Source organism: Limnohabitans sp. 2KL-17, from assembly GCF_003063415.1.
In the GTDB taxonomy this organism is placed as follows: Bacteria; Pseudomonadota; Gammaproteobacteria; order Burkholderiales; family Burkholderiaceae_C; genus Limnohabitans_A.
The window spans coordinates 64,813-91,266 of the sequence record NZ_NESK01000012.1 but is presented as its reverse complement, the minus strand read 5'-3'; the positions used below and the strand labels follow the sequence as shown (position 1 = coordinate 91,266).

The window sequence follows — 26,454 nt, the reverse complement described above, 5'->3', positions numbered from 1 at the left end:
GGCGACCTCAAGGGCGGTATTGACCAAAGCAGTCACCCGTTTTATCCGGTATTTTTCTCATCGCCAGGGCGCATGCCCTTGAGCCAGTAAACCCACGACAAAATGACCGCCACCGCCGTGTACATCTCGGGCGGTATTTCAGCCTCCAGGTCCACCCGGCTGAGCAAGGCCAGCAATTGCGGGTCTTGCGCCACATAAACGCCATGGCGCTGGGCTTCATCAATGATTTTTTGCGCCAAATCGTCTTGCCCCTTGGCACTGATGACGGGTGTTTTGCGGGCGCCGTATTCCAGCGCGATGGCTTCTTTGAGGGGGGCTTTCATGTGTGCACGTCCAGCAAACTGCCCGTGTCAGGGGCACCATAGGGCATGGGTTGCTGCGGACCTGCACCATGGATGATCTGTAGCCGGGTCATGTTCAGCCCTGCGCTGTCGAGCTCTTGTTCGAGGTTGTTGGCAAGGGCCTTGGCCCGCAACACAACGTCTTCGCGCAGCGCCCACATCACCATGTCGACATCGGTCTGGTCGCTGATGCGGGTTTGAAGCCAGACTTCGCCCAGGTCACGGTTGCGGGTGTGCAGGTGGATGACAAAAGGCGGTTTGTCTTGCCCAGGCTGGCGCCTGCTGCGAGAAAAGCGCAGGTTCACCGGCTTGGCATCGGCAAAAGGCAGCATCATTGAAAACACCCATTCGCGGCCATTGATGGTTTCTTGGGCCGTCATTTGGTGCGACTCGATGTCGTCCAGGCTGTCGCCAATCAGGCTGTCCTTGTCGGTGGCGGAACCGCTGCGCAGCAATTGGCGCAGGACGCTTTTCAGGTCCACCAGGCCGGCTCCCAGGCCCTGGGACAGCAGGCTTTCGGTCATGAAGCCGCTGCTGTGAATGGCTTGCTGCAGCTTTTCGGGGGTGAGTTGGGCCATGCCGGGCCGCAGCCGAAGCCATTGCTGAAGGGCCCCCAATTCGGGTGCAGATGCAGGCAGGCCTTGCAGCATGCTGTCGAGCACGCCTGGTCTGAGCAATTGTGCCAAGGCCTGCATGTCCGGGGGCCGAAAGCCCAATTGCGCTGTTCTCCCCGGCAGTGCTGCGGCCGTTGCTGGCGTTGGACTGGCTGGTGCTGGTGCGGCTTGCAATGGGCGCAGCACGATGCTGCCATTGGCCATCACTTGAACCCTGAACAGTGCGGTGTCGCCTGAGGCGAGTCGCAGACCTGCGGGCAGGTCCTTGGGCAGGTCAATGAACTGCCCTTGCTGGGGGCCTTGCAGGTTCAGACGCAAGGCGTCCAGTTTGGACTCGACGGTGGATTGGATCACTTGCCCATCACGCAAGCCCAACTCTGCTGCGGTCTTGGCGATGACCAGCGGCAATTTGCCGTCCAGGTAAATGGTGGGCGTTTTTGGGGTCAGGTGGGCTGTTTCAGCCCCCGTGATCATATGGACCTGCCTGCTTCGGGCTTAGGGGAAACGCACCCAGCGGCGTTTGTCCGGGCCTGAGGCCTGGTCGTTGGCCAAATTTTCTGCGGGCGATGCTTGAAACAAGGCGACTGTGGCGGGGTATTGCGACAAGAGGTGTTGTCGCAACTCTTCGTGTGAAGGCAGCGTCAGGACTGTGCCGGGCTTGACGGGATAAGTCTGGCCTTTGGGGAAAATTTTGGGATTGGCCCTGGCCAAAGCCTGGCGCATGAAGTCATCCCTCAAAGCCAAGCCAGGCAAACCCCGCCGGATCACGGCATCGATGCTTTCGCCTTTTTGAACTGTGATGCTGTGCGCGTTGGCAGTCGACCCACTGTGAGCATGGGCTGTGGCTGCTGCAGGGTTCGTGTTGTTGGCTTCGTTCGCTGGCATCGCCAATACTTTGAGCGCTGATGCTGCGGCTGCAGAGGTTTCGGCCGCCTTGGCAGGTGAAACATTCAAGATTGCAATCGCTAGAAAAACGAGCCCTGACCCGAGCATCATGCGATGGCGAATCGAAAAAGCGCCGCTGTGTGCAGCATCAAGCAGGGCGGTCATGTGTCGTTTTTGCATAAGTGTGCTCATCACGCTGGTTCAAAGTGGCAAAGCCATCCAGTGCCCCTGGACGGCCAATGCAGGGCCGGCCAGTTGTTGGAGTTCGGTGCGGTTCGGTCCCACTTTAACCACTTGCGCCAAGGCCAGATGCTGGGTGGCACCGGGCTCCAGCATTTGGCTGGGCACGTGGCTGGGGTTCATCAACAAGACACGGTCACCTGCGCGCAAGCCGCTTTCAAAGCCCGCTTGCAGTTGCAGGCCGTCCTGGCCGTTGCGACGCACATGAAACTGGATGGGTGCGCATTCGGAGCGCTTGTCCAGTTGTTTGACCCATGCCTGAATTTGACTTTGCAGTTGTTCTTTCAAGGGGTGGATCCAGGCGCTGGGGTGTTGGCCCAAAGCCTGGGGATCAATCGATATGACGTGCTCAATTTGCCAATGGGGCTCGATCGGACCTGTGGGCGAGTGGCGTTCGCCCAGTGTGAAGCTCAATGTCCAGCGCCAGTCGGCTTCGTCTTTGCTCACGGCGTGCCAAGCTTTTTGAAAGCCCATGGCCGCAGCCGGGGCGTGTGGCTTGAGCACCAGTTCGGCAGTCCAGCCGGTCGGGCTTTCACTGGGACCGGTCAAGGCCCGCATGTAGGCATTTTCAGGGGGTGACTCTTTCAACTGGGCGCGCCAGCGTTGCGAGGCTTGCATTTTTTCAGACCACGCCTGACTCGCGATGTTCAGCAAGGATTGGCTGGCAAAATTTTGTGTGCCTGTGAAACCATTTTCTATGCGGGTCTGCAGCACCAGGGGCAAGCGCCAGGGGCGAGGCGGTGGCGTGCACGCGGCCTTGGACTGTGCCGCACGCCAGCCCCAAGGCAAGACCTCGGCGCTGACCTGGGGTGCGGCATCTTTTTCGTCTTCCAGGTAGGACAGAACGCGGACACCGCGAACCTGCGCTTCGGACTGGAAATGGGCGCTTTCGTGCAGCGCGCCTTTGTCGTCAATCCAAGCGCTGCTGAGCACCCGGGTCGGGCGGTCAATGGTGGCTTGCAAAATGGCTTGTCGGATCGCACTCAGCTGAGCTTCGTGCTGTTTTTGCGTTTGCGTTTGCGTGCGCGCAACTTGGGCATTGGGCGAAGGGCTGGCCGTGTCCACAACGGCATCACCCCGATTGGCAGGGCGGGCGTTTTGCGACTGCACGCCTGCACAAGCCATCGCTAAAAGCACCAAGACCGCAGCTTGGCCCAAGCGCTTGAATTCAGCGCCCGGGCTTTTTGGTCCGCAGACCTGTGGTGCCGTTTGCTTGAACATGGTTTCAGCGCCGACGCGCGGTCAATTGGCTCAGGTACAAGCTGCGCAGATCTCTGACCACATGGTGGTCCAGCGACAGGGTTGTTTCGTAGGTGTCTTCACCCACGGGGGCAATGTTGACCAGCACGGCGCCATAAATCACACCCTCGACCTTGGCCCTGAAGGTGTCACTCATGACGGTCATGTCGGCCACGGTGGTGGTGGCGTCCAGTTGCTGGCCGTAAACTTGTTCGGTGAGTGAGCGGTAGGCATCGAGTTTGGAGGCCCGGATGGCGAGAAGGCGTTGCTGTGCTGAATTTTTGTGGTTTTGGACACTGATAACGGCGTAGCCTGTGGCCACCAGTGTTTCGCGCTTTTCGACCATGGGCGTGATCATGGACACGGGCGCTGCAGGGCCAGTTTGGCTGCCAGAGGACAGCCCATTCAAGGGAATGCTTTCGCACCCAGCCAAGGCTGTCAGGGCGAGCATGCTTGCGGCCAATGATCGGTTGAAGGTCATCTTTAAACTCCAGAGGTAAGCCTGCCCAGCCCTGAAATGGGCTGACCAATTTGATTTGTCATGCATGGTGTATCGGCAGTAGCTTGAAAGTCTTGAGCGAACTCGCCGAGTAAGGCATGAGAATCGGGGGTGTGGGCTGTGGACAGACCCCAAAAATGAACAGTATTGGGAATTTTGTCGATTTGCCCCTAAAGTTATCATTTTTGCTTGCCTAGAAGGTGGAAAATCATTTATAACCATCATAAGTCATATTAATAGCAACTTCGAACTGAGCGTCTTGTCAGCAAATGTTGATTTTGAGCGTGCCGGTGATCGACAAACCCATGGTCTTTTGCGGATGAAATCCAACTCCCACCCCCACATTATTGGCGAGAGTCAAGCGACTTTGTTTCTTCGCGAGTTGATCAAAACCTTGTCGGCATCGTCTTCGACCGCGCTCATCGCCGGAGAAAGCGGAACTGGCAAGGAGTTGGTTGCGCAAGCCCTGCACATGCAAGGGCCGCGTGCATCGGGGCCTTTTGTGCCGATCAACTGTGGGGCCATCCCACGCGATTTGATTGAAAGCGAGCTTTTTGGGCACCGAAAGGGCAGTTTTACCGGCGCGGTGGCCGATCGCTTGGGCCGCTTTGAGTTGGCCCACAGCGGAACATTGTTTCTGGATGAAATTGGCGACTTGCCGATGGACATGCAGGTCAAGTTGTTGCGTGTGTTGCAAGAGCGCTGCATTTTGCCGGTGGGCGCTTCCAGAGAGGTGCCCATCGATGTGCGTGTGGTGGCTGCCACCCACAAAAAGCTCGAGGCTGAGGTCGAAGCTGGCCGCTTTAGGGAAGATTTGTACTACCGCATCAATGTATTGCCGGTGGTCACCACACCTTTGCGCGAGCGCACAGCAGACATCGCCCCTTTGCTGAATTTTTACGCGGGCAAACACGCCTTGCCCAAGACCAAGGCTATCGTTTTTTCGGACGATATGATGCAGCTCATGCAGGATTACGCCTGGCCTGGCAATGTGCGCGAGTTGTCCAATCTGGTAGACCGATTTTCTACCCTGTACCCCTCGCAATTGCTGCAGGTTCAGACCATACCTGCTTGCATGATGCCGCTCGGTTTGGCCGCCTTGCAGGCCGAATGGATGGGGCAGCGCGGCATGTCCACCACGGTGACTTTTCCGCCTGCCTTGAGCGCTTCTACTGTGGCGGTGTCTCAAGTGGCCGTGCCCGGCCTCGATACTGCTTTGACAGGCCCCTTGAGTGGCTTAGGCCAGGAGGGCGGGGCCCCTTTTGAGAGCGATGACGACCCGATGGCGCACCTGCTGGGTGGGGCAGGGGGCTCTTTCAGCTTCCCCGTAAAGTCCTTCAATCCTGCACCCTTGGCTGCCTCCAACGATGAGATCAACGAGGTGGAGCAAGCCATCTTGCTGGCCCAGGGCATTCAGACTTTGCCGCCAGAGGGGATGTCGCTCAAGCAGCACTTGGTGGAAGTTGAACGCAGCTTGATCGAACAGGCGCTGGCCCGAACGCAGGGCAATGTTTCTCAGACGGCCAAGTTGCTCCAGTTGCAAAGAACCACCTTGATCGAAAAGATCAACAAATACGATTTGCGTGGGGTGGGTTGACGTTGACGTTGACGTTGACGTTGGCCTTGACCAAGCCTAGGCCAGACCATCGGGCTGCAGGAGAAGCCGTTTAAAACGGCGGTTTGATGACCTTGGCGCAAGTGCCTTTGATCAATTTCACGTTGCGGCCATCTTGCAGGCTGAGTGTTTGCACAAAGCTGCCTGTTTTGCGGTCCACCACGAATTCTTCACCAGCGATCATCACGCCAAAACGCTGAAACATGGCCGGACGGTTGACTTTGAGTCGGGTGCCCATGAGGGTGAGGGTGCCTGCACGGCTTTCGGAAATGGCGATTTTGCCTTGGTACCAGCCCGAATTTTTTTCAAAATCGATCTGAGCCATGGTGATTCGGGTGGGCTCGTTTTCCTTGATGCCCAAAGCCAATTGACCGTCCAAGTCGAGGTCAAGTTCACAGATCAGGTTGAGCACGCCTTTGTTGCCACCGGGCATGGTGTCATCGATGCTGAGTTCGGCGGAGGCGTTGTCTGGACCGCCCATGACGTGTACCAGACCCCAGATGCCGCCCATCACCAAAACCCCTATCGCTACACCGATGGCAATATTTTTCAACATGGATAAACCTTTCGCTTGGGGACTGGGTGGCAGTATGTGGCCATGAACCATAGGTTAACGCATCTGTGGTCGCCATCAGCCCGGATCACTGGTTGAGCACGGTGATGCTGACTCGGCGGTTGCGTGGGTCTGCCGGGTTGTTTGGCACATTGGGGTTGGTGTCCGCCACACCCTCGATGCGTGAAAACCGGTTGGCATTGATGCCCTGGCTTTGCATGAACTGGCGCGTGGCATCCGCGCGCTCGGTCGACAAGGACCAGTTGTTGCGCATGCTTTCAGGTGGAAAACCCGTGCTGTCGGTGTGCCCGCGAATGGCCAATTTGTTGGGCAAGGGCTTGAGGGTTTTGGTCACCTCGGACATCAAGGCAGCGGCCTTGGATCCCATTTCTGCACCACCCGAGCCGTACATGGCGAAATCGGCCTTGTCGATGACCTCGATCCGCAAACCCTCTTTGTCGCGGGTGATGCTGACCTGGTCCTTGATTTTTTCGAACTGTTTGCTCTCCGACAGTTTTTGCTTGATCTCTTTTTCGAGCTTGTCGAAGTTTTCCTTGTCCTGTTTCTGGGCGGGCGTGCCTGAGCCGCTTTCTTTGCCGGGGTCTTGCTCAGAGGGTCCATCTTTGTTGTTTTCTTCTTTGGACGACCCAAAGCTTTCAGCCGGCCCACCCTGAGCCTGCGGCGTCAAGCGCTCCAACATGGCACTTTGTTTTGCAGTGAAAGGAAACCCGTCGGTATCGATGACGGATTTGCCACCAAACAAACCGTTGGAGCCAGCCAACTCGCCAAATGCGATCTGGCTGTGTGACGTCGGCCGGAAATAGTCAGCGACACTTTTTTTCTTGTCTTCGGTGCTGGCACCCAACAGCCACATCAGCAAAAAGAAAGCCATCATGGCCGTCATCATGTCGGCCAGTGCGATTTTCCAGGCGCCACCGTGGGCACCTGCATGCCCATCTTCGACAATGATCTTGCGAATGATGGGCCGCATGGCCTCCGCTGCGGCCGCCGCCGCTGCTGCAGCCGCCAAAGCTGCCGCATCGTCCGGCGCGGCTTCGGCTGGTTTTTCTGCCTCGGCCATCAGGAGCCTCGCATGCCATCAAAGACTTCAGAGAAACTGGGTTGGCTGTGGTGCGAGATGCAGGCCCGGGCCGACTCAATGATCAGTGGCTGGGCGTGACCCTTGAGGTTGCAGACGATCATTTCGCGGATCACATCGAAGGCCTGGGCATCTTCGTTGATGATTTGGGTGAGACGCCCGGCAAAGGGCTCAAACATGCCATAGGCCAAAAACACACCCATCAGCGTGCCCACCAGAGCAGCACCAATCAGCGCACCCAGCACAGGTGGGGGTTGGTCAATGGCCCCCATGGTTTTCACAACACCCAGCACGCAGGCCACAATGCCCAGCGCTGGCAAACCGCCGGCAATGCCCGCCAAAGCGGCAGGGGCCAGCAGGGCTTCGTGGTGGTGAACCTTGATGGCTTTTTTCATCAGATCATCCAGAGCATCCGCATCCAGGTTGCCTTGAGAGATGACCATGAGGCGCAAGGGATCGCAAATCATCTGAACGATGGAATGGTCTTTGGCCAGTTTGGGGAACTCGCCAAAAATGGGGCTTGAATCAGGATTTTCCACGTGAGATTCGAGAGCGACAACGCCTTCTTTTTTCATCACGGTTTGCAGTTTGCCCACCAAAAGCATCAGGGCCAGGTAGTCGGCCTGGTGCCATTTGGGGCCTTTGATGCATTGGCCGATACCGGCCATGGCCGCCTTGAACACCGGAAAGCTGTTGGCCACCAAAGACGCGCCAATGGCCGACCCCCCAATAATGATGAACTCGAAAGGCGCGGCCTTGATGATGGGCGCCATCTTTCCGCCAGCCAAAACGTAGCCGCCGAACACAGCGCCAAAAACAACCGCTAAACCGATAAAGAAAAACATGGTGGCCCTTTAAAGCTAGACAATGCACCAGATGCCGATGCACCAACCCAGTGTCCATTGGAAAATGAAGTCGATCAAATTGCCCAGCAAGATGACGGGCAATCCCAAATAAAGCCCGGCCCATGCCCAGCCAGAAAGCGTCAAACGGGCTTTCGGAATGTCATGGCCGAGGATGGGCGGGTGTTTGGGCGAAGACATGGTCTTTTTTCCAATTACGCCTGTATTCATCGGTTTCAAATGGTGGATCTTGAGTTGAAATCAAAAAATTTACCTATTATGACAATATGAAAGTCAGTTGGGACCATTTACCGCAGGCACAGTGGGAGGAATTCCATGCCTTACAGCACGGCGCATTGCAGCAGGCCTGGGCGTATGGCGACGCTTTGACCTCCTTGGATGTGGTCATGCACCGTGCCATGGTCTGGGATGACGGCCAACTTGTGGCCCTCGCACAGTTCATGTGCAAGCGCATTGTGGGCTATGTTTCGCTGGCCTCTTGCACGCGCGGGCCTGTTTGGCACCCCGATGCAACGCCCGCGCAACGCGCCCTGGTTTATCGGCTGTTGCGTCAGTCCATCCCTTTGCCTCGCCTCAAGGTGTTGCTGTTTTCGCCGGACCGGGCGCGGCCCGAGGTGGACGCTGTCGAAATCAAGGGCATGTCTCGGGTGATGACTGGTTATTCCACCGTGCAGCTGGATTTGACCAGCCCCTTGACGAGCCTGAAGGAGGGGTTGGAGGGCAAATGGCGCAACCGATTGAACAAGGTCTTGTTGAACGAAAAACTGAGGGTTCAGGTGCAACCCAGCTTGAAGCGTTGTCAGTGGTTGCTGGGCAAGGAAATGGACCAGCGCGAAGCCAAAAAATTCCATGGTTTGCCCACCGATTTTGTGCAGGCCTATATCTCAGCCAACGCGGATCCTCGCCAGACTTTTGCCGTGGCATATGCCGAGCTGGGCAAGAACACGGTGGCTGCGATGCTGTTCTTGATTCATGGGCATGTCGCCAGTTACCATATGAGTTGGGCTGATGACGAGGGCCGCCAGCTCAATGCACACAATGCATTGATGTGGAAAGCGATGGTGTATCTGCAAGAGCTCGGTGTGGAGGTTCTCGATTTGGGCGGTATCAATACCCACGATTTGCCAGGTATTTCCCGCTTCAAATTGGGCACGGGAGGTCGGGCGGTGACTCTGGCCGGCACATATTTTTGAGAGAAAAAATGACTTTTCGGGTGTTTTCAATGAGACCATTTTTGCTGGGAAGCCTGGGCTTTTTGCTGCTGCTTGGAGGCCTTTCGCCAGTCTCTGCATGGGCCTGGACCCGAATCGGTGAAACGGCTGAAGTGACGCTTTATGTCAATCGGAACTCGATTGAAAAAGAAGAAACTGTGCGCAGGGTGTGGGAAATGCAAGACCTGAAGGTCGCTGACGCCGATGGGGTCTTGTCCAGGCGTTACCTGAACGAGTACGACTGCAATTACAAGATGCACCGCTTGGGGCAGGTGACCAGTTATTCAGGCTCCAAAATGACGGGTCAAAAAATCTTCACCGTCAACGAGATGGGGTATTGGAGAAAGATCCCACCGAATGGTGTTTTTGTGCTGACCTACATCGCCGTTTGCATTGAGTGAACCCCAGGCCGACCTGAATCGGCCAGTATCTGAAGTTCATCAAAGCAAGACTGTTCCAGCCCCTTGAAAATCCCCCTGCGCGTCAGAAGCGAGTCAAATGCGCGTTGAACTTGTGCGTGAAGCGCTCAGGGTTTGGTGGGCGGCAAAGCCGCGCTGCCTGGATTTGTAGCCGATGTTGCGGGGGCGGGTGCAGCGCTACTGGTCTCGCCGGGTTTAGGGGCTGCATAGCGGGGAAACTGCACTGCCCGCTCGCGTGATGCGGTGGCGGTGTTCTTTTGCACTGTTTCCAGATAGCGTTCTTTTTGCAGCGTGACCAAGGCTTCGACATCGCGCTTGAGAACGTCGACATTGCCGACAGCTGTTTTCAGGGATTTCACCTCGTTGCCCATGGCTTGAACAGCATTGGCTTGCGTTTGCAATTTGGCGTTGATGCCCTGAACTTGCCGGATCACCGAGTCGCTGCTGGCGGCCACTTGTTTGGCGGTCTCGCTCGGCACTTTTTGAACCAGGCTTTCAGACTGTTTGAGGGATGCATCAATCCGGCCCTCAATCTGGCCCTGCGATTTGGTCAAGGCCATTTGCTGGGAGGCCAGCTCTTTCACGCTTTGGTTGACGCCTTCAAGGGATTCCATGCCCGAGTTGAGCTCCACCACGCGTTTACCGACGGCCATCAGCATGGCATCGAGCTGGTTGATGCGGCTGACCAAGCGAACGCCCATGATGAGGAAAAAGATCAGGCTGATGACCAATACACCACCCGTGATGGCCAACAAAAGCTGGGCCTTTTTGTGACCCGCCTCTGTCAGGTCCTTGAAGTCTGCCGTGGTTTGTCTCAGTTGGCTGCTGGCGTTGGCGGCGGCTTCTGCCGATTTGGTCGCCAGGTCAGCCGAGTCCAGGACCACTTGGGCCAGCGACTGGTATTGCTGGTAGGCACGTTGGTCAACTGAAACGCCCATGTGCACATGTTGTGCAGGGGCCGGAGCCGGCGCATGGGGCACCTCTCGGTGGGTCACCAGGTTATCCGGTGCAGACACTGAGGACGGCTGCTCCGGGCTGGCCTCGGCGTGCCCGTTGTCCTGGGGCTCAGCGGCGGGCGTGAATGTGTTCTCGTTCATGATTTGTTTCCTCGGGCATGAATGGGGGACTTCAGTCTTTGGAGTTGTTCATCCAAAAGTGCGTTGCGTGTCCTGAGCTGTGCCAAACGGCTTTTCACAGGATTGTCTTGCTCCCACAGTGCGTCTTCGTCCAGGATGGTCGGAGCTGTGATCGCTGCAGGGGCGGGTGCAGCCGGTGTGGGTGGTGACTTCAGGCGCACACTCGGTCGGGCTTTGGCCGCTGAAGGTTTGGGCATTTTGGCTGCAACTGGCCTGACTTCAGTCGCGAGTTTGGCCATCAGCTTGACATCGGGTTTGGCCGCGTCCTCTTTGGCCACAGCGACTTTTTTGACCTTTCGTTCGGCCACATTGGAGCCTTCACGCAACTTAACGGCGTGAGGTGAGTCGTTGCGGATGACGGTGTTTTTTTTCATCGAATGGCTTCCATCGCTCAGGTCGGGCTCTTGAGTTGATCTTGCAAGCTGCGGGTTGGGCGAACCCAGCTTTTCGGAATACCGGGACGTTTGGAAGCCTCATAACCTTGTCCGACTTCACTGAATGGGCCTGACACGATCACGAAATGCGCCAATTTTTCGCCGGGGCGGTAGGCCGCAACGATTTGGGCCTGTTTCAGTCCAGGAAATTTGCGCTGAATGTCCAGTACTTTTTCGTAGCTGTTTGATGTGCCGTGCTGCAGTAAGAAGCTGCCAGCATCCAGTTTTTTGATCCAGGCTTGGGCATCCAGCGTGGCTTCAGGCGCCTCGATGGCTGACTCTGTCGGCGTCTTGGCCATAGGAGCCACCACAGGGCGAGGGGGCTCGTCTGCGATCACAACAGGTGCCGTTGCCGGCGTTTGAGACGCCAGTTGCGGACTCTTGAGGGGTGCGGCCGCAATGGGTTTGGCAGGCTTGATGCCAAACGCCTCAGGCTGAATCCAGAGCATCGTCAGCGTGGACACGAACAAGGCCAAGGCAATGCCCAAAGCCAACTTGGTGTTCTGCCGAATCCAGAAGGCGGTTTTGTTGACACTCTGGCCAGTTTGCCGAAATGCCTGCAAGGCTGAAGCACCGTGTTGCTGAAATGCGTGCAGCTTGCTTTTGAGTGTGGACCTTGGGGCTGGAGCCGGTTCGAGGCTGGTCATGGCAGCAGCTTGAATGGTGGGACTGAAGGGCATGTCCAGCTCGGGAAACTGTTTGCGCTGGATGCGCTGGATCAATTGTTGTACCGAATTGAAACGGCCTTCGTGACGGGCCAGATCGAGCGCAGCTTGCGCTTGTTCTTCGGTAGGTGCTTCTATGTCCCAGCGCAAAATTTTCCGGCCAAAAGCCGACAAGGGCGCCTTGTTGGGGTTGTAGTTGCCAGACATCAGCAAAATAGCCCTGATATTGGCACCTGGAAAATTTTGGATCAAGCGTGCCAGCAACTGGATTTCGGTCTCGGGCAGCATTTGGGCATCGTGCACCACCCAGATTTGGGCCTGGTTCACACTCGATGTTGTTTTGACGGCCTGGTTCAGCGACTGGGTGGCCAGCACTTCGTTGAAACGGTCCAGCAAGGATTCGGTGCTGGCTGGAAAGTACACCTCGATCCGGTGTTCAGGCGCTTGCTGGCGCAAGCTGGCCAAAAGCAAATTGACGTAGTGGTCCAGCAGGGCCTCGAAGGGGCAGTAAAGCGCCAGACTTAGGCCCTCGCGTGCCACGGCGTTGGCGCAGCCGTCAATCCGCATGCGATCAGCGGCTCGAAAGACAAAATTATTCAAGGCGGTGGTCTCAGGGTGGATCTGGGTGTTCATGCGCTGGCTCCAGCTTTCTCAAGCCGACTGCCATCGGGGTTGAAAAGCATCCTTGAAGGAACTTTGACTTTGGGTTTGGCTTGGGGCGGATTCATGGGTGATGCCGCCTCTAGGCTAAAGACATAGGCAATGACCTGGGCGACGGCATGGTAGAGGTCTTCCGGCACTTGTTGCTCAACTTCAGTGGTGAAGTAAATGGCGCGGGCCAGGGGTGCGGCTTCAAACAAATGAACGCCATGGGCCTTGGCTTCTTCGCGAATCATTGCCGCCATGTGGTCCGAGCCTTTGGCGACCATGATGGGGGCACCGTCTCCGGTGGGGTCGTATTCAAGCGCCACGGCAAAGTGCTCGGGGTTGGTGATCACCACGTCGGCATCCTTGACCCGTTGCATCATGCGTGAGTTGGCCATTTCGCGCTGGCGCCTGCGGATCTGGGCTTTGACCTCTGGACTGCCTTCCATTTGTTTGTACTCGTCTTTGACCTCTTGCTTGGTCATGCGCATGCGCTTGTTGAACGAGTATTTTTGGTAAGGCACATCGATCATTGCAATGACTGCCAGACTCAGTGCCACCCACAAGGCCGATTGCATGATCATGACGCCTGCAGCGGCAAGGGCGGGCTCCAGCCCCATCTGACCGATGCGGATCAGTCCGTCCATGTTGGACATCAGTGACCACCACAAGACGATTGCAACCAGGCTGAATTTGAGCAGGGCTTTGCCCAGTTCAACGAGCGCATGGCTTCCAAATATGCGGCCGAGGCCATTGATCAGGCTGAGTTTTGAGCCTTTGGGGGCAACGGCCTGCATTGAGAAAAGATAACCGCCAGTCATGCCAGATGCCACGATGGCCGCAACCACGGTAAAGACCATGATGGGCATCACGGTGATGAAAGACGCCATCAATTGGTCGCCAAAAATCGCGGGCAGCAGCAGGGGCTTGTTGATGGCGGTGCGGTCAAACACAAAGCCATTGGCAAAAACGTTGGCCATGCGTGTGACCAGCCATCCGCCCGTCATCAACAGCATCAAGAGCGCGCCAATGACAATGACAGCGGCGGGTAATTCTGACGACCGTGCCACTTGCCCGTCTTCGCGCGCCTTGCTCAGTTTTCGGGCCGTTGGCTCTTCGGTTTTGTCCTGACCTGTGGCTTCAGACATTGGGCACCCCCATCACGTCGCGCAAAACAGTGAAGCCCTGCACCCAGAGCCACTCAATACGGGTCCCGATGCTGCCCATCGAGATGATCAAGATCAGGAAGCCCGCGATGATCATGGCAGGAAATCCGACTGCAAAAATGTTCAGGCTGGGCGCAGCCCGTGTGACGATGCCCAGGCCGACGTTGATGAAAAGCAGCGAGACCATGACAGGCAAGGCCATCAAAACCGCCCCCAAAAACACCATGGAACTCCACTGCAGAACGCGCCCATAGACGTTTTGGTTGAGGATGGAGGTGCCGATTGGCAGTGAGTTGAAGGATTCAGAGATCAAGCCGAGCAAGATGGCATGCCCTCCAAAACCGACAAAAATCAAGGTCGACATGATGATCAGCAATTGTGAGATGACCGGCACGCTGCCCATGTTGGGATCCAGCATGTTGGCCATGGACAAACCCATGGCTGCGGCAATGCTTTGCCCCCCGACGACAATGGCTGCGACCACAACTTGCAGGATCAGGCCCATGACGGCCCCGATCATGATCTGGTTGAAGACCTCGACCAGACCGGGTGCGGTGGAAGGGTCGAGCACAGGCCACTGGTGCAATGGGTAAACCAGCCAGGCCAGGACAAGGGCCATCAAAATCCGCAGGCGCAGGTTGAATGCGCTGAGCGAAAAAATGGGGGCTGTGACCATCAATGCAGAAATGCGCAGCATGGGCCACAAAAAGGTATAAAACCTTTCGATGATGTCGGCTGCGAGGAAATTCATGGCGGGCAGGGTCCGTGTTCAGGTGAACAAGGTCGGGATGCGCTGAAAAATGCTGCGCGTGAAGTCGATCAGGGTGACCAGTTGCCAGCTGCCAAAAGCCAACAAGGCCAGCCCCATCACGATCAACTTTGGAATGAAGCTGAGCGTCGATTCGTTGACCGAGGTGGCGGCCTGAATGATGCCGATGAACAAGCCCACGGCCAAGGCCACCAGCAGCAAAGGCGCACAGACCAGCATGGCGGTCCACAAAGCCTGACGGCTCAAATCAATGACCATGGCGGTGTCCATGATGTACTCCTTTAAGGCATGGCAAAGCTGCCGGCCAAAGAACCCATGATCAGGCTCCAGCCGTCAACCAGCACAAAAAGCATCAGCTTGAAAGGCATCGAAATCATCATGGGTGACAACATCATCATGCCCATGGACATCAAGACGCTGGCCACGATCAGGTCAATCACGACAAAGGGGATGTAAATCAAAAAGCCGATCGTGAAAGCGCTTTTCAATTCAGAAGTCAAAAACGCGGGCACCAGGGTCATAAACGGCACATCTTGCGAACTGGTCACAGCTTTGTTGCGGGCTATTTCCATGAACATGGCGATGTCGTCTTCACGGGTTTGCAGCAGCATGAAAGCCCGGATCGGCTTTTCTGCGGCCGCCAGTGCTTTGTCAAACGCCATGCCCTGGTTCATATAGGGCAGCAAAGCGTTTTGGTAAACGTCGTTGAGGACGGGAGACATCACAAAAAGTGTGAGGAACAGCGACAGCCCGACGATGACCATGTTGGGGGGGGTCTGACCCGTGCCCAAAGCTTGCCGCAAGATCGACATGACGATCACGATGCGCACAAAAGCAGTCATCATGAGCAGCAGGGATGGCAGCACCGACAGGGTCGTCATCAGGGCCAGCAATTGCAGCGTGATGCTGTACTGCGTGCCTTTGCCGGTGTTGCTGCTTGTGATGGCCGGCATGTCCGGGGCGGCTTGCGCCAAAACGGGCAGCAGCCCGATCAGCACGGTGAGGATCAGGCCAATGGTGACGGAACGCTTCATGGTGTTGTATTTTCAGGTGATGCGGCGTCAGGGGTGCAAGCGTCAGGCCAGGGGGTCAGCACGCTCATATTTTGGGCGGTGACCCCGATCAGGACTTCCCGGTCATCGACCCGGATCAGCATGATCTTTTGGCGGGTACCGACCGACAGTGTTTCAAGTGTTTGCATGCGCTGGGTATTTTTGCCCAGCAGCGAAGAGCCGCCCTGCAATTTGCGCAGGGTCCACAAAAGAGCCAGCAACAAACCGATCACAAAAATGAAACTGAACAGGTATTGCAGCCAGTCTCCCAAAGTCCATACCGAGTTCATAGCCTGGCCATTCTGGATTAAAGGTTGTCAAGCCGTTCCGAGGCTGGCACCACGCGGGTCAGCCGAATGCCGTAACGGTCGTTGACCAATACCACTTCGCCTTGTGCGACCACGGTGTTGTTGACCAGCAAATTCAGAGGCTCTCCGGCAATGCGGTCCAACTCGACCACGCTGCCTTGGGTCAGGCGCATCAGGTCACGGATCTTGATCACGGCGCGGCCAACCTCAATCGACAAGGTGACTGGGATGTTTTGTAAAACATCCGAATGGATTTGGCCTTTTTCCCCGGTTTCCTGGGTGGATTCGGCGGTGGTGGTCGTATCGCTCATAAGCGTTCCTCTGTGTGGGGGTGTCAAGCTTGCACGGATGGGCTGATGGCCTGGACGATTTTGACCGCCACCTGGCTGCCCAAGGCGCCCACTTCGACATCGTATACGGGCATGTCTTCAATGAGGGCTCTGGCCGATTCGGATTTTTTAAAGGGCAATACGTCACCGGGCTGCATGGTTTGCAGCTGCTGGAGTGACAAACTGAGCTTGCCCAAAAGGATCTGGATTTCGAGTTCTGCATCGCGCACGGCATCGGTCAGCTGGGAATGCCAAACCTTGTCGGACTCTTCGTTGCCGTCACCGGTTTGAACGCGGCTGCGCAGCAAGTCGCGCACGGGTTTGAGCGCTACGTAAGGGATGACCATGTCGATGAAGCCCGAACCTTGCGTGGTGGCATCTGACTCGAAACGGCTGAGTACAACCAGATCGTTTTCATCTGCAATTTGGGCAAACTGGGGGTTGATCTCGGAACTCACATGTTCGAAATCAATGGGTGTAATTGGCGACCAGGCTTCCTTGAATGACCTGAAGAAGACCTGCAAGATGATTTTGATGATGCGGGCTTCGGTGGGAGTGAACATCCGACCCGCAGGCAGTTGGCCCACACCGCGGCCAAAGCCACCAAAAAAACTGTCGAGCGAACTGAACACCACGGTGGGTTCAATCACCACCATGGCGTACCCACGCAAAGGGGCCATGCGGATGATGTTGACCGACAGGGGGGCCTTCAGGTCTTTGAGGTAGTCACTGAAGCGGACAATCTGTGCCCGGCTGGGGTTGATCCTCGGGCTGGTGCGCAGAACTTCAAGCATGCCCAGTCTGAACATGCGAATGAAGCGTTCGTTGATCATATCCAGCGAAGAAACGTTGACACCCAAGCTGCTGTCTTCTGCCGCCAGGTCGTGCTTGCGAATCTGGGCATCGAGGTTGTAGCCCGTGTCAACGTCAAGGCTGCCATCGCTGATGCTGGCCGACAGGGCGGCCAGTTCATCTTGGGACAACAAGGGTTGGTTTTCAGCCATGGTCAAAGGTTTTCTTCAAGGGTGTGCGGGCTCACTGCACCACAAAACTGGCGAAGTACACCTCTTCGATGCCACCGAAGTCTTCGTATTTTTGCAGGACGCTGTTCATTTCTTCCCGGATTTTGGAGGCCAGTTCTTTTCGGAATTCAGGTTTTACCAAATCAGCTTCGGTCATTTGGCGCATCACATCAAGGGCCACTGAGCGCAATGCGAACTCGTGCTTCTTGGCGTTCTTGAAAACGCGCTCGTCGTAGTGCGTCATGATGGCCAGATTGAGCTGGATGACTTTTCGTGTGTTGGTCAGGTTGGAGACCAGAGGCTTTTCCAGCTCCATGTAGCTGTTTTCAAAGCGCTGCAGCTCGGGTGACTCTTTTGCCTTCTTTTGAGGCGCGGCTTCGCTGGCAGCCGCTTTGCTGTCGGTTGTGCCTTCTTCCAGGTTTTTCAGGGCCTGCTCTGCTGCCTGGGTGTCTTTTTTGTCGAAGAAGCCCGTGACAAACATTGTGCCCACGGCAGTTCCGACCAGCAGCAAGATGGCCACCAAAGCGATCACCACAATTTTGATCAGGGGTGATTTTTTCTTGCCTTCAACTTCAATTTCTTCGTCTGCCATGTTCGTTCCTTGGTAGTTTGCGTGTCAAACCAATACATCCCAGCCGTCTTCTCCCATTTTCATGCGTGGAGCGCTGACGGATTGTGACGCAGTGGATTTTGAATCGTCAGTATTGGCATTTGTCGATTTTCCTGTTTGACCCGGTGTCGACTCTCCGCCACGTTTTTGGGTTTGACCATCGCCTACCAAGACTGAAGCAACATCCATGCCCACTTGACTCAGGGTGTCTTTGAGCTTGGACATGCCGTCTTGCAACAGTTCCCGGGTCACGGCGTTCTGCGCCGTGAAGACCGCATCCATTTCGCCGCTGCGCATTCTCATTTCTACTTCGATGTGGCCCAGGGTGGCGGGACGCAGCGAGATTTTAAGGTGCCACTGGCCCTTTTCGATTTCGGACAGTATGCGCTGCCCGACGGCCTGGCCCATCTTTTCGGCCAGATTCTGGATGTTTTCACTGCGTTGCGCGGTCGCAGCATCGGGCGTTGAAGGGTTGGCGTCTGAATTCTGGACATCCAGGCGTGCTGCTGCCAGCATGTCCGGTTTATGGCCCGCATGGCCTGACAAAGGGGTGGGGTGGGTGCCCGATGATGCCGCGGCGCCGCCTTCAGTCAGTTCCTGGGCCAAGCTTTCCAGAAGTTCCGGGGAGGCGGCTTGCGTCAAGTCCAGCTCGCTCAAAGACACGCCAGCCTTGGTGGCCACCGGTTCTTTGGCGGATGCGATGACCAAGGCATTGCGTTGCATCCAGATGGCAGCGGGTGATGGCGGGGGCATCAGGTTGACCTGCACTTGTGCTGCCTCTGTCAGGGCGTCCGGGGCAGAACTGGCCGTGCGGGCTTTTTCTGTCTGTTGGGCCATGGCCCACAGTGCGGCGCTGTTCAACACGCTGTTGGTGATTGGCAGGTCGGGCTTGACCGCGGCAGCACCTTTGACGAGATCGCCCGGTGTGGCTGCGGAGGATGCTGGCGAACTGCTGGTGTCTGTGGTGATGGGTGAGGTGCCCACAATGCCCTCTGCGCCAATGCTTCGCAGGGCACCGGAGGTGTCAATGGCTACCGTAGCGCCTGAGACGCTGATGGTGCCAACAGCGCCAACCGTCCCTGGGGCTCCACTGCTTGCCCCATTGGCCGCGATGCCCAAGGCGGGCGTTTTCGTCAAAAGTGCCGAAGCTTCGGACAAAAGTCCCAGGGGCTTGCTTGTCGCACTGGGGGCTGAGCCCATCAGCCATTGAACAGCTGTTTCGTCCAGACCTTGTGACCTTGCAAAGGCTTCAAGGCTTTGTTCGTCCGGCACGGCCGACTCTGGCGTGATGACATTCAAGTGAGGGCCGAGGTGAAAGGCTTTCAAAAAATCGCCACCCAATGGGCCAAAAAGCCCGGGCATGCCTGGTGTGGCTTCGGCAAGCGCTTGCCCATCAATGGCTTGCTGCCCGGCGGCAAGAGTGGCTTCATTGGAGATGCCCGATGGGGCTTGCGCGCCGTCGGGGGTCATCACAACAGACATCACTTGGCCAAACTCTGAGCTTGGCGAACGCGAGTCTTTGTCATTTTTGGATTCCAAAGTATCGGTTTTAAGGCTGTTGCCTGCGCGACTGGGTTTGTCAATCAATGCAATGGTCATGGGCTTGGCATCTTCTGTGTGGTTCTGACAGGTCAAACGGTCCAGAAAAAGCGGTTATTTATTGCCGCTCCATCGTGGAATGACCTGATTAAGCAATTTGCGCACCAGCTTTCAGGGCGTTGACGGGTTGGCCCGTCATGGGGGGTGTCAAACCGTTTGGCATGCACCTTGCTTGATTGGTGTTGAAACTTTTACACCCCCAACCCTCTGTTCACTCTGCCAGCAGCCCTTTCACCATGAACATTTTGACCCTGTCCGCGATCCGACAGAATTTCTCGCGCTTCGATTTGGCGGGTTTGGGTTTGCCCGCCTTGGTCTTGTTGATCATGGCCATGCTGGTGGTTCCGCTGCCCCCTTTGTTGCTGGACATCCTGTTCACCTTCAACATCATGATCGGCTTGGTGGTCATCATGATCGCCATCGGAACCCGAAAGCCTCTGGAGTTTTCTTCGTTTCCATCGGTTTTGTTGTTTGCCACGATGTTGCGGCTGGCTTTGAACGTGGCCTCCACCCGGGTCGTCCTGGTCAATGGCCACGAAGGCCCCGAGGCTGCGGGAAAGGTGATTGCTGCGTTTGGTGAGTTCGTGATCGGCGGCAATTACGTTGTTGGTTTCATCATCTTTGTGATTTTGATGATTGTGAACTTTTTTGTGGTGACCAAGGGTGCGGGTCGTGTCTCTGAGGTCAATGCACGGTTCACCCTGGACGCCATGCCTGGCAAGCAAATGTCGATCGATGCCGATTTGAACGCGGGTGTGATCGATCAGGAAACCGCCAAAAAGCGCCGGGAAGAACTGGCCCAGGAGTCTGATTTCTTTGGCTCCATGGACGGTGCTTCCAAATTTGTCAGCGGGGACGCCATGGCGGGCTTGCTGATTTTGATCATCAACATCGTGGGTGGTCTGGCGATTGGCATCGGGCAGCACAATTTGGCCGTGGGCGATGCATCGCGCATTTATGTGCTGTTGACCATTGGTGACGGCCTGGTTGCCCAGATTCCATCCTTGTTCCTGTCGCTGGCCACCGCCATCATCGTGACCCGGGTGACCACATCCGAGTCGATGACCGAGCAAGCTACTTCGCAGTTGTCGAATGTCCCGGCTTTGTTCATTGCCGCAGGTATTTTGACCATTTTGGGCTTGGTGCCAGGCATGCCGCACCTGGTCTTTCTGACCTTGGCCGCTGCCACAGCGGGCGTGGCTTTCATGGTCATGCGCAAACAGATGGTGCTGGAGCAAAGTGCGGCAGCGCCTGTTTTGCCCGTGAACGAAGCGCCCAAAGAGCTGGATTGGGACGATGTTGAGCAGGTGGACCTGATCGGTCTTGAAATCGGCTACGGCCTGATTCCCCTGGTCAACGTCGAGTCGGGCGGTCAGCTGATGACCCGCGTCAAAGGTGTGCGCAAAAAATTGTCGGCTGAGCTGGGTTTTCTGGTTCAGCCAGTGCGCATCCGCGATGCCCTCAACCTGGAGCCTGACACTTATCACATCGTTCTGAATGGCGTGGTGCGCGGTCGGGGCGAAGTCAAAGTGGGTCGCGAGCTGGCGATCAATCCTGGCAAGGTCTACGGCAAGATCGACGGCTTGGCCACAAAAGAGCCTGCTTTTGGCTTGGAAGCTGTCTGGATTGAGCCAGCCTTGCGTGACCAGGCCAGGGCTTTGGGTTACACGGTGGTGGACCCGAGCACAGCCATTGCCACCCACATGAACAAGGTGTTGCGCGACAACGCCTCCGAGTTGATGAGCCACGACGAGGCCCAGAAACTGCTGGACAAACTGGCCGCCAAATCTCCTAAATTGGTTGAGGAACTGGTGCCCGGCAAGCTGTCATTGGGTGTGGTGACCCGCACCTTGCAGAACCTGTTGCTGGAGTCGGTGCCGATCCGTGACATGCGCACGGTCGTTGAAGCTTTGACCGAAGTTTGTGGCCGCACACAAGACCCAGACCAATTGACCCAGCTGGTCCGTCCGAAACTCGGCCGCATGATTGTGCAAAGCCTGACTGAAAACCGTGACACCTTGTCGGTTTTGACACTTGACCCCCAGCTGGAGCAGTTGTTGCACAACGTGCTGCAGCAAAACACCAACTCCGCCGGAATGGTGCTGGAGCCTGGTTTGGCAGAAAGTCTGTTTGCGGCCCTGCGTGAAAGCGCACGGGCCACAGAAGAGCAGGGTCTTCCTGCTGTCTTGGTGGTTTCACCCGCGATTCGGCCCTGGATGTCCCGTGCCGTTCGCTACCGCGTGAACGACCTCACGGTGCTGTCTTACAGCGAAATTCCGGATGACCAGGCCGTCAAGGTGATCAACACCGTGCAAGCCGATCCACGCAACAACCCCTCTGTTACCTCCAAGGCCTGATAAATCATGGAACTCAAACGCATCATTGCCCGCGACAGCCGCTCAGCCAATGAAAAAGCCATTCAGTTGTATGGCTCGGACATCCTGATCATTTCGAGCCAAAGGGTCGATCAACAGACCGAATTGATCGTGGCAGTGGATGTAGCCAGCACGTCTGTCGACACTGGCGCAGCAGACTCAGGGCAAAAGACAGCAGCGCAGGCCTTGAGCCATGCTGCGGTGAATCATTTCAAGACGGACAGCGACCCGTCTGTGCCCTTCGCAGAGGTTTTTCAAAATGCCAACGCCCAAACTCTTCCGCTTCGCGAACGCGAAGCATTGAAAGAGGGGGATTTCCAAACCGCTCAAGCCGGTTTGATGTCGCGCGTGATGGTTTCGCCACAAGAGGGCGGTTCAACGGCTTCTGCCATGGTGTCGCCGCGCACTGCCAGTTCGGCCGGGGGACACGATGCATTGCCTGGGCATTATGAGCAGCAACGAAATCACGAAATTGTCGACATGTTGCGTCAGGAAATGGCGGCTTTGCGAAAAGAGTTTGCCTTGTCTCGTCAGATGCAGCCCTGGCAGCAAACCCTGGGTCTTTCGGAAGATATTCAGAAGTTGTCGATGGCGATGCAGGAAGTGGGAATGCCTGTGGCTTTGCGCTCCTTGCTGACAGACAGCATTCAACAGATGGAGACGCTGGAGGAGGCCTGGCCTGTGATTGAGCGTTTGCTGGTGGATGCCATCAGCCGACCCACGGCGAAGGTGCCCGATTCGGGCATGCACGCCCTGTGCGGGCCCTCCGGTGCCGGCAAAACCTCGATGCTGGGGCGTTTGGCTTACGCTGCAGCGCTGGCTCACGGTGCCGATCAGCAAATCATGATCAGTTTTGGCGACCAGCGTCCTGGCGCTTGGTCACAAATTCAGTTGCTTGCTTCACAAGCTGGCGCTTCCTGCTACAGGGCTGCTGATGTGGCCATGCTGCAAACATTGCTTGATGATTTGCAGGGTAAAACGGTTTGGATTGATACGCCTGGCACCGATTTCGCAGCCCACGCACAGCAAATTCTTCAAGCACATTTCGGGGTGAATCTCCATGCTGTGCTGCCTGTTGATGCTACAGTGACCAGTGTGCAAAAAATCCTCCAAAATCCAGACATTCGCTGGTCGTCCCTGATGCTTACCAAAGTGGACGAAGCCGCCTATCCTTGGCCCTTGATCAAAGGTTTGTGCGACCAGTCTTTGCCTGTTTCCTGCATGGCCGAAGACAGCAAAATCAATGCGTCTGCCTCCTCTTTTGACGCCGGGCGCTTGGTGGCTTTGGCCATTCAGCCTTTGCAGGCCCTGTTGCCCGAAATCAGTCATCTGTCCGGCGCGACCCAGCCTGCCAAGGCGGTTCGCAGCCCCCGCGCCAAAAAACAGTTGGCGTTGGTCCCTGAAGTTTCAACCAAGGCCCGCGCTGTGAAGCCCCGGGCTGTGACGGCCAAGTCGTCTGCCAAGGCTGCTCATGGATAAAAAAAGTTTTCCTCAGGTCATCGGGGTCGCCAGCGGCAAAGGGGGCGCCGGCAAGACGACGGTGTCCATCAATTTGGCCGTCGCCTTGGGCATGCGAGGCCACAAGGTGATGCTGCTTGACGCTGATTTGGGCATGGCGAATGCCCAAATTGCGCTGGGTGCCCATGCGCCGTTCAACATCAGCCATGTTCTCAATGGCAGCAAAACGCTGCAAGAGGTCTTGATCACCACGTCCCAGGGCGTTAGGTTGGTGCCGGGTGCATCCGGTTTACGTGACATTGCCGCGCTGGATTCAGGGCAAATCGCCACCATGATTCATGCCTTTGACAGCCTGGACGAGCCGGTCGATTACCTGGTGGTCGATGTGGCTGCAGGCATCGCACCTGCCGTGCTGGAGTTTATGGCAGCCTGCCAGCGCCGATTTGTGGTGGTTTGCGATCAACCGTCCTCGATCGCCGATGCTTATGGCCTGATCAAAGTCATGTCAACCGAGCAGTCACTCGATGAAATTTACCTGATTCCCAATATGGTCGGCAGCGCCCAGGAAGGCCGGCAGCTTTACCGCCGACTGAACGATGTGTGCACCCGTTTTCTGGGGATTTCCATCCGTTACTTACACGCCATTGAGGGCGATGAGCTGGTATTGCAGGCTTTGCGCAAATACCAGTCTGTGCTGGATTACGCCCCTGGCAGCGCCGCCTCGCGTGATTTCAGGGGCTTGGCTGAAGCGGTGGATCAATTGCCCCCAATACAGTCTGCTTCGGGCCGCATGCAATTTTTCATGGAGCGCATGCTCCATGTATCTTCGAGCAGGTGAGGCGCATGAACACCAATGTATCCATGTACGAAGAGGTCGGGAACCGGCATGAGTCCCTGATCCTGGCCCACATGCCCATGGTCAAGCGTGTCGCCGTTCACCTGAAAGCACGCCTTCCGCCTTTCATGGAACTCGACGAGTTGGTTCAGGTGGGTATGGTGGGCTTGATTGAGGCTGCCCGTTCGTTTGATCCGACCAAGGGCTTTGAGTTTGAGCACTTTGCGCTCAGCCGTGTTCGAGGCGCCATTCTGGACGAAGTCCGGCGGCAATCTTTCTTGCCCCGCTCAGCCGTGGCCTTCAACAAAAGTGAAAACGAGGCGGTCCATGTTCTGGCCGCAGAGCTGGGCCGTGCGCCTAACCAGGTTGAGTTGGCCCAATTCATGGGCAAGGACATTGAGGAATTTCACAAAGAACGTGGGCAAGCCAAACGCTTCGAAACCTTCTCAATGGAGGTGGTGAACGATGAAGTCATGAGCATGCCGGGAGACAGTTCCATGCAACCCGAGGTCATGGTGGAGGAAGCTGAATTCATGGAGGCCGTGGTGGAGGCCATCGATCAATTGCCCGAACGCGAAAAAATGGTGATGTCTCTTTATTACGTTGAAGAATTGAATCTGAAGGAAATTGGCGAGGTCCTTGGGGTCAGTGAATCCAGGGTGAGTCAAATTCTTTCGGCAGTGGTGAAGAAATTGCGGCAAAATCTGCAAATATCTTAAATTCACCAAAATCTCTGATGCTCAGTATTTTTAACCGCAACAGCCCCGCAGATGAGATGAAGCGTGCCGTGGCAGCATTTGAAAAAGTGTTGTCCCTGACGTCCGATTCTCGGGACGCCCGCAGTCTGCGAATGCGCATGGGCATGCTTTGCCGGGCCCACCTGGACAAGACCTTCATTGCTGGGGCAGAGCAAACGGCCGCTTGGCAAGAGTTGGCGAGCATGCACATTGGCTCTGGCAAGCCTGCACCCGATGCCCCTGTGCCCTCCAAATTTCAAAAATTACGGGCAGGCGAATCCGATATTTACGCCTACCTGCCTGAAGAGTATGTGACCGAGGCCTTTGCACTTGGGGCGCGTTACCAAAAAATGGAACTGCCCGCCTTGAAGGCGATTGAGGCCATGCAGGCCTTGGCAAACCAAATTTGTTACTACGATTTGCGACTGGAAGAGCCGTTCCAGGTTTTGAGTTTCTTGCGTGAAGAGTTGGCCGCTGAAGCTGCCTCGCAAGAGTCTGCCAACGATGCGCCGCAAAATGCCAGCGATTCTGACGGAAAGGCTATTGGTTGAATCCATGGATGCTTTGGTCAACGCCCTGATCGCGATCGGCATGTTGCTGATTCTGATCCTTCTCATTTATTTGATTGACAGGGTTAATTCGATTGAAAAAGAAACTCGCAAGGTGATGACTTCCATCACCGAAAAATCAGAGCGCTCTGTGGCCCCCTTCATGGGCCTTTCGTCTAAAAAACTCTGGGACACCATGACGGGCAGAGCCGCAGAGGGTCTTGATGCAGGGGCCATCACCGAGTTGCGCGCCCAATACGCATTGGTTTTGTCCAAACACATGGAAGCGCTTTACCAAGAGGGCTTCAAGGATGGGCAGCGCGGCATGTCTGGCGAGCCCAAGAATACGAAGCAGGTTTCCACCTCGAAAGGCGCCGTGGAGTCCTGGATGCCTTCGGCGCAAGCCAACGCCCTGTACCAATGTGGCCTTAACGCCTCGCAAACGCCTGAAGCTGACTGGGGCCCCATTCGCGCCTCCCTGGACGAAGCGGGGCAGTTTCTTCTGACCAAAACCCAACAGGACGCCAGCAGTCCTTTGTCGGATTGGTTGATGCCTTTACCCCCCAAGCTTGTGACAGGTTCAGCGGAAACTGCTGGGGGTGTCCCTGAGTCCGCTCACATCCCATCTGGCATTCCTGCTGCAGCTGGGCAGGGCCCTGCCAGCGCTTGAATTGAATTTGTCCTGAATAGCTGCACCGGGCTCAAGTTTTCCGGGCGGCCGCCGATTCCTCTGATACTGAAGTCGTAAAGGGGTTTTATTCATGCGTGCATATTCAAAGTTTGCTGAGAGCTATGGTTCTGTCCAGGTCGTCACTGGCGTTGCTACGGCAGACAATATCCAACTGATCCAGATGTTGTTTGATGGCTTGCTGGAGAGCCTCGCATCTGCTTCAGGCCACATTCAAAACAAAGCCATTGAAGACAAGTCGAACGCTTTGGTGCGTGCGGGCCGAATCGTGGTCGGTTTGCAGGGTGCACTGGATTTTGAGCGGGGTGGCGAGTTGGCGCAAAACCTGAACGAGCTCTATGCGTACATCACCCGCAGGCTTTTTCACATCAATGCGCACAATGATTTGACCGCGCTTGAAGAAGTCAAAACCTTGATCAAGGACATTTCGCAGGCTTGGCAAACCCTGCCCAGTTTGCTGTCCGATACCAGCCGCAGAGCCCATTACGCCAACTGAACGT

The 26,454-nt window shown here is 56.3% G+C and carries 31 protein-coding genes; 10 read left to right on the top strand and 21 right to left on the bottom strand.

Annotated features, from left to right (window positions below; translation table 11 throughout):
- Window positions 1–41 precede the first annotated feature (41 nt).
- From B9Z45_RS07815 to B9Z45_RS07795, 5 genes are read right to left on the bottom strand one after another with little or no spacing between them, the layout of a single operon-like run.
- On the bottom strand, window positions 42–323 hold the full coding sequence (locus tag B9Z45_RS07815; protein ID WP_108406664.1) for an EscU/YscU/HrcU family type III secretion system export apparatus switch protein: 282 nt from the start codon (window positions 321–323) through the stop codon (window positions 42–44).
- Entirely contained in the window at window positions 320–1,429 is a 1,110-nt protein-coding gene (locus B9Z45_RS07810) for a hypothetical protein (RefSeq protein ID WP_108406663.1), read from the bottom strand. Before B9Z45_RS07810 ends, B9Z45_RS07815 begins: the two co-directional genes overlap by 4 nt.
- A 21-nt stretch (window positions 1,430–1,450) precedes the next feature.
- The gene (locus B9Z45_RS07805) at window positions 1,451–2,020 is read right to left on the bottom strand and encodes a FimV family protein (RefSeq protein WP_108406662.1); all 570 of its coding nucleotides are present in this window, start codon (window positions 2,018–2,020) and stop codon (window positions 1,451–1,453) included.
- A gap of 21 nt (window positions 2,021–2,041) precedes the next feature.
- Window positions 2,042–3,301: a hypothetical protein gene (locus B9Z45_RS07800; protein ID WP_108406661.1), complete on the bottom strand. Its 1,260-nt coding sequence runs from the start codon at window positions 3,299–3,301 to the stop codon at window positions 2,042–2,044.
- A 4-nt stretch (window positions 3,302–3,305) separates the two neighbouring features.
- A complete protein-coding gene (locus B9Z45_RS07795) occupies window positions 3,306–3,800 on the bottom strand; it encodes an LPP20 family lipoprotein (protein WP_108406660.1) in 495 nt (164 codons plus the stop codon).
- Window positions 3,801–4,137: 337 nt separating this feature from the next.
- Between B9Z45_RS07795 and B9Z45_RS07790 the strand changes: the two genes are divergently transcribed.
- Complete coding sequence (locus tag B9Z45_RS07790; RefSeq protein WP_108406659.1) at window positions 4,138–5,415, top strand: sigma-54-dependent Fis family transcriptional regulator; 1,278 nt, start codon at window positions 4,138–4,140, stop codon at window positions 5,413–5,415.
- Between the two features lie 70 nt (window positions 5,416–5,485).
- Here the strand turns inward: B9Z45_RS07790 and B9Z45_RS07785 are convergent, their stop codons facing one another.
- The 4 genes from B9Z45_RS07785 to B9Z45_RS07770 form a co-directional block, all read right to left on the bottom strand.
- Window positions 5,486–5,989 carry a hypothetical protein gene (locus B9Z45_RS07785; protein ID WP_108406658.1) on the bottom strand — a complete coding sequence of 168 codons (504 nt, stop codon included), beginning with the start codon at window positions 5,987–5,989 and terminating at the stop codon, window positions 5,486–5,488.
- 85 nt (window positions 5,990–6,074) lie between these two features.
- Window positions 6,075–7,067, bottom strand: coding sequence for a flagellar motor protein MotB (locus B9Z45_RS07780; protein WP_108406657.1), 993 nt, complete (start codon window positions 7,065–7,067; stop codon window positions 6,075–6,077).
- Entirely contained in the window at window positions 7,067–7,930 is an 864-nt protein-coding gene (gene motA, locus B9Z45_RS07775) for a flagellar motor stator protein MotA (RefSeq protein WP_108406656.1), read from the bottom strand. The genes B9Z45_RS07780 and motA overlap by 1 nt, the downstream gene beginning before the upstream one ends.
- Window positions 7,931–7,945: 15 nt before the next feature.
- The gene (locus B9Z45_RS07770) at window positions 7,946–8,128 is read right to left on the bottom strand and encodes a hypothetical protein (RefSeq protein ID WP_108406655.1); all 183 of its coding nucleotides are present in this window, start codon (window positions 8,126–8,128) and stop codon (window positions 7,946–7,948) included.
- A gap of 86 nt (window positions 8,129–8,214) precedes the next feature.
- Between B9Z45_RS07770 and B9Z45_RS07765 the strand changes: the two genes are divergently transcribed.
- Together B9Z45_RS07765 and B9Z45_RS07760 are read left to right on the top strand one after the other, a co-directional pair.
- Window positions 8,215–9,141 (top strand): GNAT family N-acetyltransferase, encoded by a 927-nt coding sequence (locus tag B9Z45_RS07765; RefSeq protein WP_108406654.1) that lies wholly within the window; start codon window positions 8,215–8,217, stop codon window positions 9,139–9,141.
- 29 nt (window positions 9,142–9,170) lie between these two features.
- A complete protein-coding gene (locus B9Z45_RS07760) occupies window positions 9,171–9,560 on the top strand; it encodes a surface-adhesin E family protein (protein ID WP_108406653.1) in 390 nt (129 codons plus the stop codon).
- 125 nt (window positions 9,561–9,685) lie between these two features.
- Here B9Z45_RS07760 and B9Z45_RS07755 read toward each other — a convergent pair whose 3' ends face one another.
- From B9Z45_RS07755 to B9Z45_RS07700, 12 genes are read right to left on the bottom strand one after another with little or no spacing between them, the layout of a single operon-like run.
- Complete coding sequence (locus B9Z45_RS07755; RefSeq protein ID WP_108406652.1) at window positions 9,686–10,675, bottom strand: hypothetical protein; 990 nt, start codon at window positions 10,673–10,675, stop codon at window positions 9,686–9,688.
- Complete coding sequence (locus B9Z45_RS07750) at window positions 10,672–11,088, bottom strand: hypothetical protein (RefSeq protein WP_108406651.1); 417 nt, start codon at window positions 11,086–11,088, stop codon at window positions 10,672–10,674. The genes B9Z45_RS07755 and B9Z45_RS07750 overlap by 4 nt, the downstream gene beginning before the upstream one ends.
- A gap of 17 nt (window positions 11,089–11,105) precedes the next feature.
- Window positions 11,106–12,446 carry a hypothetical protein gene (locus tag B9Z45_RS07745; RefSeq protein ID WP_108406650.1) on the bottom strand — a complete coding sequence of 447 codons (1,341 nt, stop codon included), beginning with the start codon at window positions 12,444–12,446 and terminating at the stop codon, window positions 11,106–11,108.
- Entirely contained in the window at window positions 12,443–13,606 is a 1,164-nt protein-coding gene (flhB, locus tag B9Z45_RS07740; protein WP_108406649.1) for a flagellar biosynthesis protein FlhB, read from the bottom strand. The genes B9Z45_RS07745 and flhB overlap by 4 nt, the downstream gene beginning before the upstream one ends.
- Window positions 13,599–14,375: a flagellar biosynthetic protein FliR gene (fliR, locus tag B9Z45_RS07735; RefSeq protein WP_108406648.1), complete on the bottom strand. Its 777-nt coding sequence runs from the start codon at window positions 14,373–14,375 to the stop codon at window positions 13,599–13,601. Before fliR ends, flhB begins: the two co-directional genes overlap by 8 nt.
- A gap of 18 nt (window positions 14,376–14,393) precedes the next feature.
- Window positions 14,394–14,663 (bottom strand): flagellar biosynthesis protein FliQ, encoded by a 270-nt coding sequence (gene fliQ, locus B9Z45_RS07730; protein ID WP_108406647.1) that lies wholly within the window; start codon window positions 14,661–14,663, stop codon window positions 14,394–14,396.
- An 11-nt stretch (window positions 14,664–14,674) separates the two neighbouring features.
- Complete coding sequence (gene fliP, locus B9Z45_RS07725) at window positions 14,675–15,427, bottom strand: flagellar type III secretion system pore protein FliP (RefSeq protein ID WP_108406646.1); 753 nt, start codon at window positions 15,425–15,427, stop codon at window positions 14,675–14,677.
- Window positions 15,424–15,735: a flagellar biosynthetic protein FliO gene (gene fliO / locus B9Z45_RS07720; RefSeq protein ID WP_108406645.1), complete on the bottom strand. Its 312-nt coding sequence runs from the start codon at window positions 15,733–15,735 to the stop codon at window positions 15,424–15,426. Before fliO ends, fliP begins: the two co-directional genes overlap by 4 nt.
- Before the next feature lie 17 nt (window positions 15,736–15,752).
- On the bottom strand, window positions 15,753–16,064 hold the full coding sequence (gene fliN / locus B9Z45_RS07715) for a flagellar motor switch protein FliN (protein WP_108406644.1): 312 nt from the start codon (window positions 16,062–16,064) through the stop codon (window positions 15,753–15,755).
- Between the two features lie 23 nt (window positions 16,065–16,087).
- A complete protein-coding gene (gene fliM, locus B9Z45_RS07710) occupies window positions 16,088–17,086 on the bottom strand; it encodes a flagellar motor switch protein FliM (RefSeq protein WP_233252122.1) in 999 nt (332 codons plus the stop codon).
- A gap of 31 nt (window positions 17,087–17,117) precedes the next feature.
- Window positions 17,118–17,696 carry a flagellar basal body-associated protein FliL gene (gene fliL, locus B9Z45_RS07705; RefSeq protein WP_108406642.1) on the bottom strand — a complete coding sequence of 193 codons (579 nt, stop codon included), beginning with the start codon at window positions 17,694–17,696 and terminating at the stop codon, window positions 17,118–17,120.
- Window positions 17,697–17,720: 24 nt separating this feature from the next.
- On the bottom strand, window positions 17,721–19,313 hold the full coding sequence (locus B9Z45_RS07700; RefSeq protein WP_108406641.1) for a flagellar hook-length control protein FliK: 1,593 nt from the start codon (window positions 19,311–19,313) through the stop codon (window positions 17,721–17,723).
- A 236-nt stretch (window positions 19,314–19,549) separates the two neighbouring features.
- Here B9Z45_RS07700 and flhA point away from each other — a divergent pair, with 236 nt between their 5' ends.
- From flhA to fliS, 7 genes are all read left to right on the top strand, one after another.
- On the top strand, window positions 19,550–21,670 hold the full coding sequence (gene flhA, locus B9Z45_RS07695; protein WP_108406640.1) for a flagellar biosynthesis protein FlhA: 2,121 nt from the start codon (window positions 19,550–19,552) through the stop codon (window positions 21,668–21,670).
- A 6-nt stretch (window positions 21,671–21,676) separates the two neighbouring features.
- The gene (locus B9Z45_RS07690) at window positions 21,677–23,167 is read left to right on the top strand and encodes a hypothetical protein (RefSeq protein ID WP_108406639.1); all 1,491 of its coding nucleotides are present in this window, start codon (window positions 21,677–21,679) and stop codon (window positions 23,165–23,167) included.
- Window positions 23,160–23,984, top strand: a complete 825-nt coding sequence (locus B9Z45_RS07685) for a MinD/ParA family protein (RefSeq protein WP_108406638.1) — start codon at window positions 23,160–23,162, stop codon at window positions 23,982–23,984. Before B9Z45_RS07690 ends, B9Z45_RS07685 begins: the two co-directional genes overlap by 8 nt.
- 5 nt (window positions 23,985–23,989) lie before the next feature.
- Window positions 23,990–24,700: an RNA polymerase sigma factor FliA gene (gene fliA / locus B9Z45_RS07680; protein ID WP_108406637.1), complete on the top strand. Its 711-nt coding sequence runs from the start codon at window positions 23,990–23,992 to the stop codon at window positions 24,698–24,700.
- Window positions 24,701–24,717: 17 nt separating this feature from the next.
- Window positions 24,718–25,269 (top strand): hypothetical protein, encoded by a 552-nt coding sequence (locus B9Z45_RS07675; protein WP_108406636.1) that lies wholly within the window; start codon window positions 24,718–24,720, stop codon window positions 25,267–25,269.
- 4 nt (window positions 25,270–25,273) lie between these two features.
- Window positions 25,274–25,936 (top strand): hypothetical protein, encoded by a 663-nt coding sequence (locus tag B9Z45_RS07670; protein WP_108406635.1) that lies wholly within the window; start codon window positions 25,274–25,276, stop codon window positions 25,934–25,936.
- A gap of 91 nt (window positions 25,937–26,027) precedes the next feature.
- Window positions 26,028–26,450 (top strand): flagellar export chaperone FliS, encoded by a 423-nt coding sequence (gene fliS, locus B9Z45_RS07665; RefSeq protein ID WP_108406634.1) that lies wholly within the window; start codon window positions 26,028–26,030, stop codon window positions 26,448–26,450.
- The last annotated feature ends 4 nt before the right edge of the window (window positions 26,451–26,454 follow it).

Coding starts and splice junctions, on each gene's coding strand:
- B9Z45_RS07815 (WP_108406664.1), bottom strand. CDS start 323: ATGAAAGCCCCCCTCAAAGAAGCCATCGCGCTGGAATACGGCGCCCGC.
- B9Z45_RS07810 (WP_108406663.1), bottom strand. CDS start 1,429: ATGATCACGGGGGCTGAAACAGCCCACCTGACCCCAAAAACGCCCACC.
- B9Z45_RS07805 (WP_108406662.1), bottom strand. CDS start 2,020: ATGCAAAAACGACACATGACCGCCCTGCTTGATGCTGCACACAGCGGC.
- B9Z45_RS07800 (WP_108406661.1), bottom strand. CDS start 3,301: ATGTTCAAGCAAACGGCACCACAGGTCTGCGGACCAAAAAGCCCGGGC.
- B9Z45_RS07795 (WP_108406660.1), bottom strand. CDS start 3,800: ATGACCTTCAACCGATCATTGGCCGCAAGCATGCTCGCCCTGACAGCC.
- B9Z45_RS07790 (WP_108406659.1), top strand. CDS start 4,138: ATGAAATCCAACTCCCACCCCCACATTATTGGCGAGAGTCAAGCGACT.
- B9Z45_RS07785 (WP_108406658.1), bottom strand. CDS start 5,989: ATGTTGAAAAATATTGCCATCGGTGTAGCGATAGGGGTTTTGGTGATG.
- B9Z45_RS07780 (WP_108406657.1), bottom strand. CDS start 7,067: ATGGCCGAGGCAGAAAAACCAGCCGAAGCCGCGCCGGACGATGCGGCA.
- motA (WP_108406656.1), bottom strand. CDS start 7,930: ATGTTTTTCTTTATCGGTTTAGCGGTTGTTTTTGGCGCTGTGTTCGGC.
- B9Z45_RS07770 (WP_108406655.1), bottom strand. CDS start 8,128: ATGTCTTCGCCCAAACACCCGCCCATCCTCGGCCATGACATTCCGAAA.
- B9Z45_RS07765 (WP_108406654.1), top strand. CDS start 8,215: ATGAAAGTCAGTTGGGACCATTTACCGCAGGCACAGTGGGAGGAATTC.
- B9Z45_RS07760 (WP_108406653.1), top strand. CDS start 9,171: ATGAGACCATTTTTGCTGGGAAGCCTGGGCTTTTTGCTGCTGCTTGGA.
- B9Z45_RS07755 (WP_108406652.1), bottom strand. CDS start 10,675: ATGAACGAGAACACATTCACGCCCGCCGCTGAGCCCCAGGACAACGGG.
- B9Z45_RS07750 (WP_108406651.1), bottom strand. CDS start 11,088: ATGAAAAAAAACACCGTCATCCGCAACGACTCACCTCACGCCGTTAAG.
- B9Z45_RS07745 (WP_108406650.1), bottom strand. CDS start 12,446: ATGAACACCCAGATCCACCCTGAGACCACCGCCTTGAATAATTTTGTC.
- flhB (WP_108406649.1), bottom strand. CDS start 13,606: ATGTCTGAAGCCACAGGTCAGGACAAAACCGAAGAGCCAACGGCCCGA.
- fliR (WP_108406648.1), bottom strand. CDS start 14,375: ATGAATTTCCTCGCAGCCGACATCATCGAAAGGTTTTATACCTTTTTG.
- fliQ (WP_108406647.1), bottom strand. CDS start 14,663: ATGGACACCGCCATGGTCATTGATTTGAGCCGTCAGGCTTTGTGGACC.
- fliP (WP_108406646.1), bottom strand. CDS start 15,427: ATGAAGCGTTCCGTCACCATTGGCCTGATCCTCACCGTGCTGATCGGG.
- fliO (WP_108406645.1), bottom strand. CDS start 15,735: ATGAACTCGGTATGGACTTTGGGAGACTGGCTGCAATACCTGTTCAGT.
- fliN (WP_108406644.1), bottom strand. CDS start 16,064: ATGAGCGATACGACCACCACCGCCGAATCCACCCAGGAAACCGGGGAA.
- fliM (WP_233252122.1), bottom strand. CDS start 17,086: ATGGCTGAAAACCAACCCTTGTTGTCCCAAGATGAACTGGCCGCCCTG.
- fliL (WP_108406642.1), bottom strand. CDS start 17,696: ATGGCAGACGAAGAAATTGAAGTTGAAGGCAAGAAAAAATCACCCCTG.
- B9Z45_RS07700 (WP_108406641.1), bottom strand. CDS start 19,313: ATGACCATTGCATTGATTGACAAACCCAGTCGCGCAGGCAACAGCCTT.
- flhA (WP_108406640.1), top strand. CDS start 19,550: ATGAACATTTTGACCCTGTCCGCGATCCGACAGAATTTCTCGCGCTTC.
- B9Z45_RS07690 (WP_108406639.1), top strand. CDS start 21,677: ATGGAACTCAAACGCATCATTGCCCGCGACAGCCGCTCAGCCAATGAA.
- B9Z45_RS07685 (WP_108406638.1), top strand. CDS start 23,160: ATGGATAAAAAAAGTTTTCCTCAGGTCATCGGGGTCGCCAGCGGCAAA.
- fliA (WP_108406637.1), top strand. CDS start 23,990: ATGAACACCAATGTATCCATGTACGAAGAGGTCGGGAACCGGCATGAG.
- B9Z45_RS07675 (WP_108406636.1), top strand. CDS start 24,718: ATGCTCAGTATTTTTAACCGCAACAGCCCCGCAGATGAGATGAAGCGT.
- B9Z45_RS07670 (WP_108406635.1), top strand. CDS start 25,274: ATGGATGCTTTGGTCAACGCCCTGATCGCGATCGGCATGTTGCTGATT.
- fliS (WP_108406634.1), top strand. CDS start 26,028: ATGCGTGCATATTCAAAGTTTGCTGAGAGCTATGGTTCTGTCCAGGTC.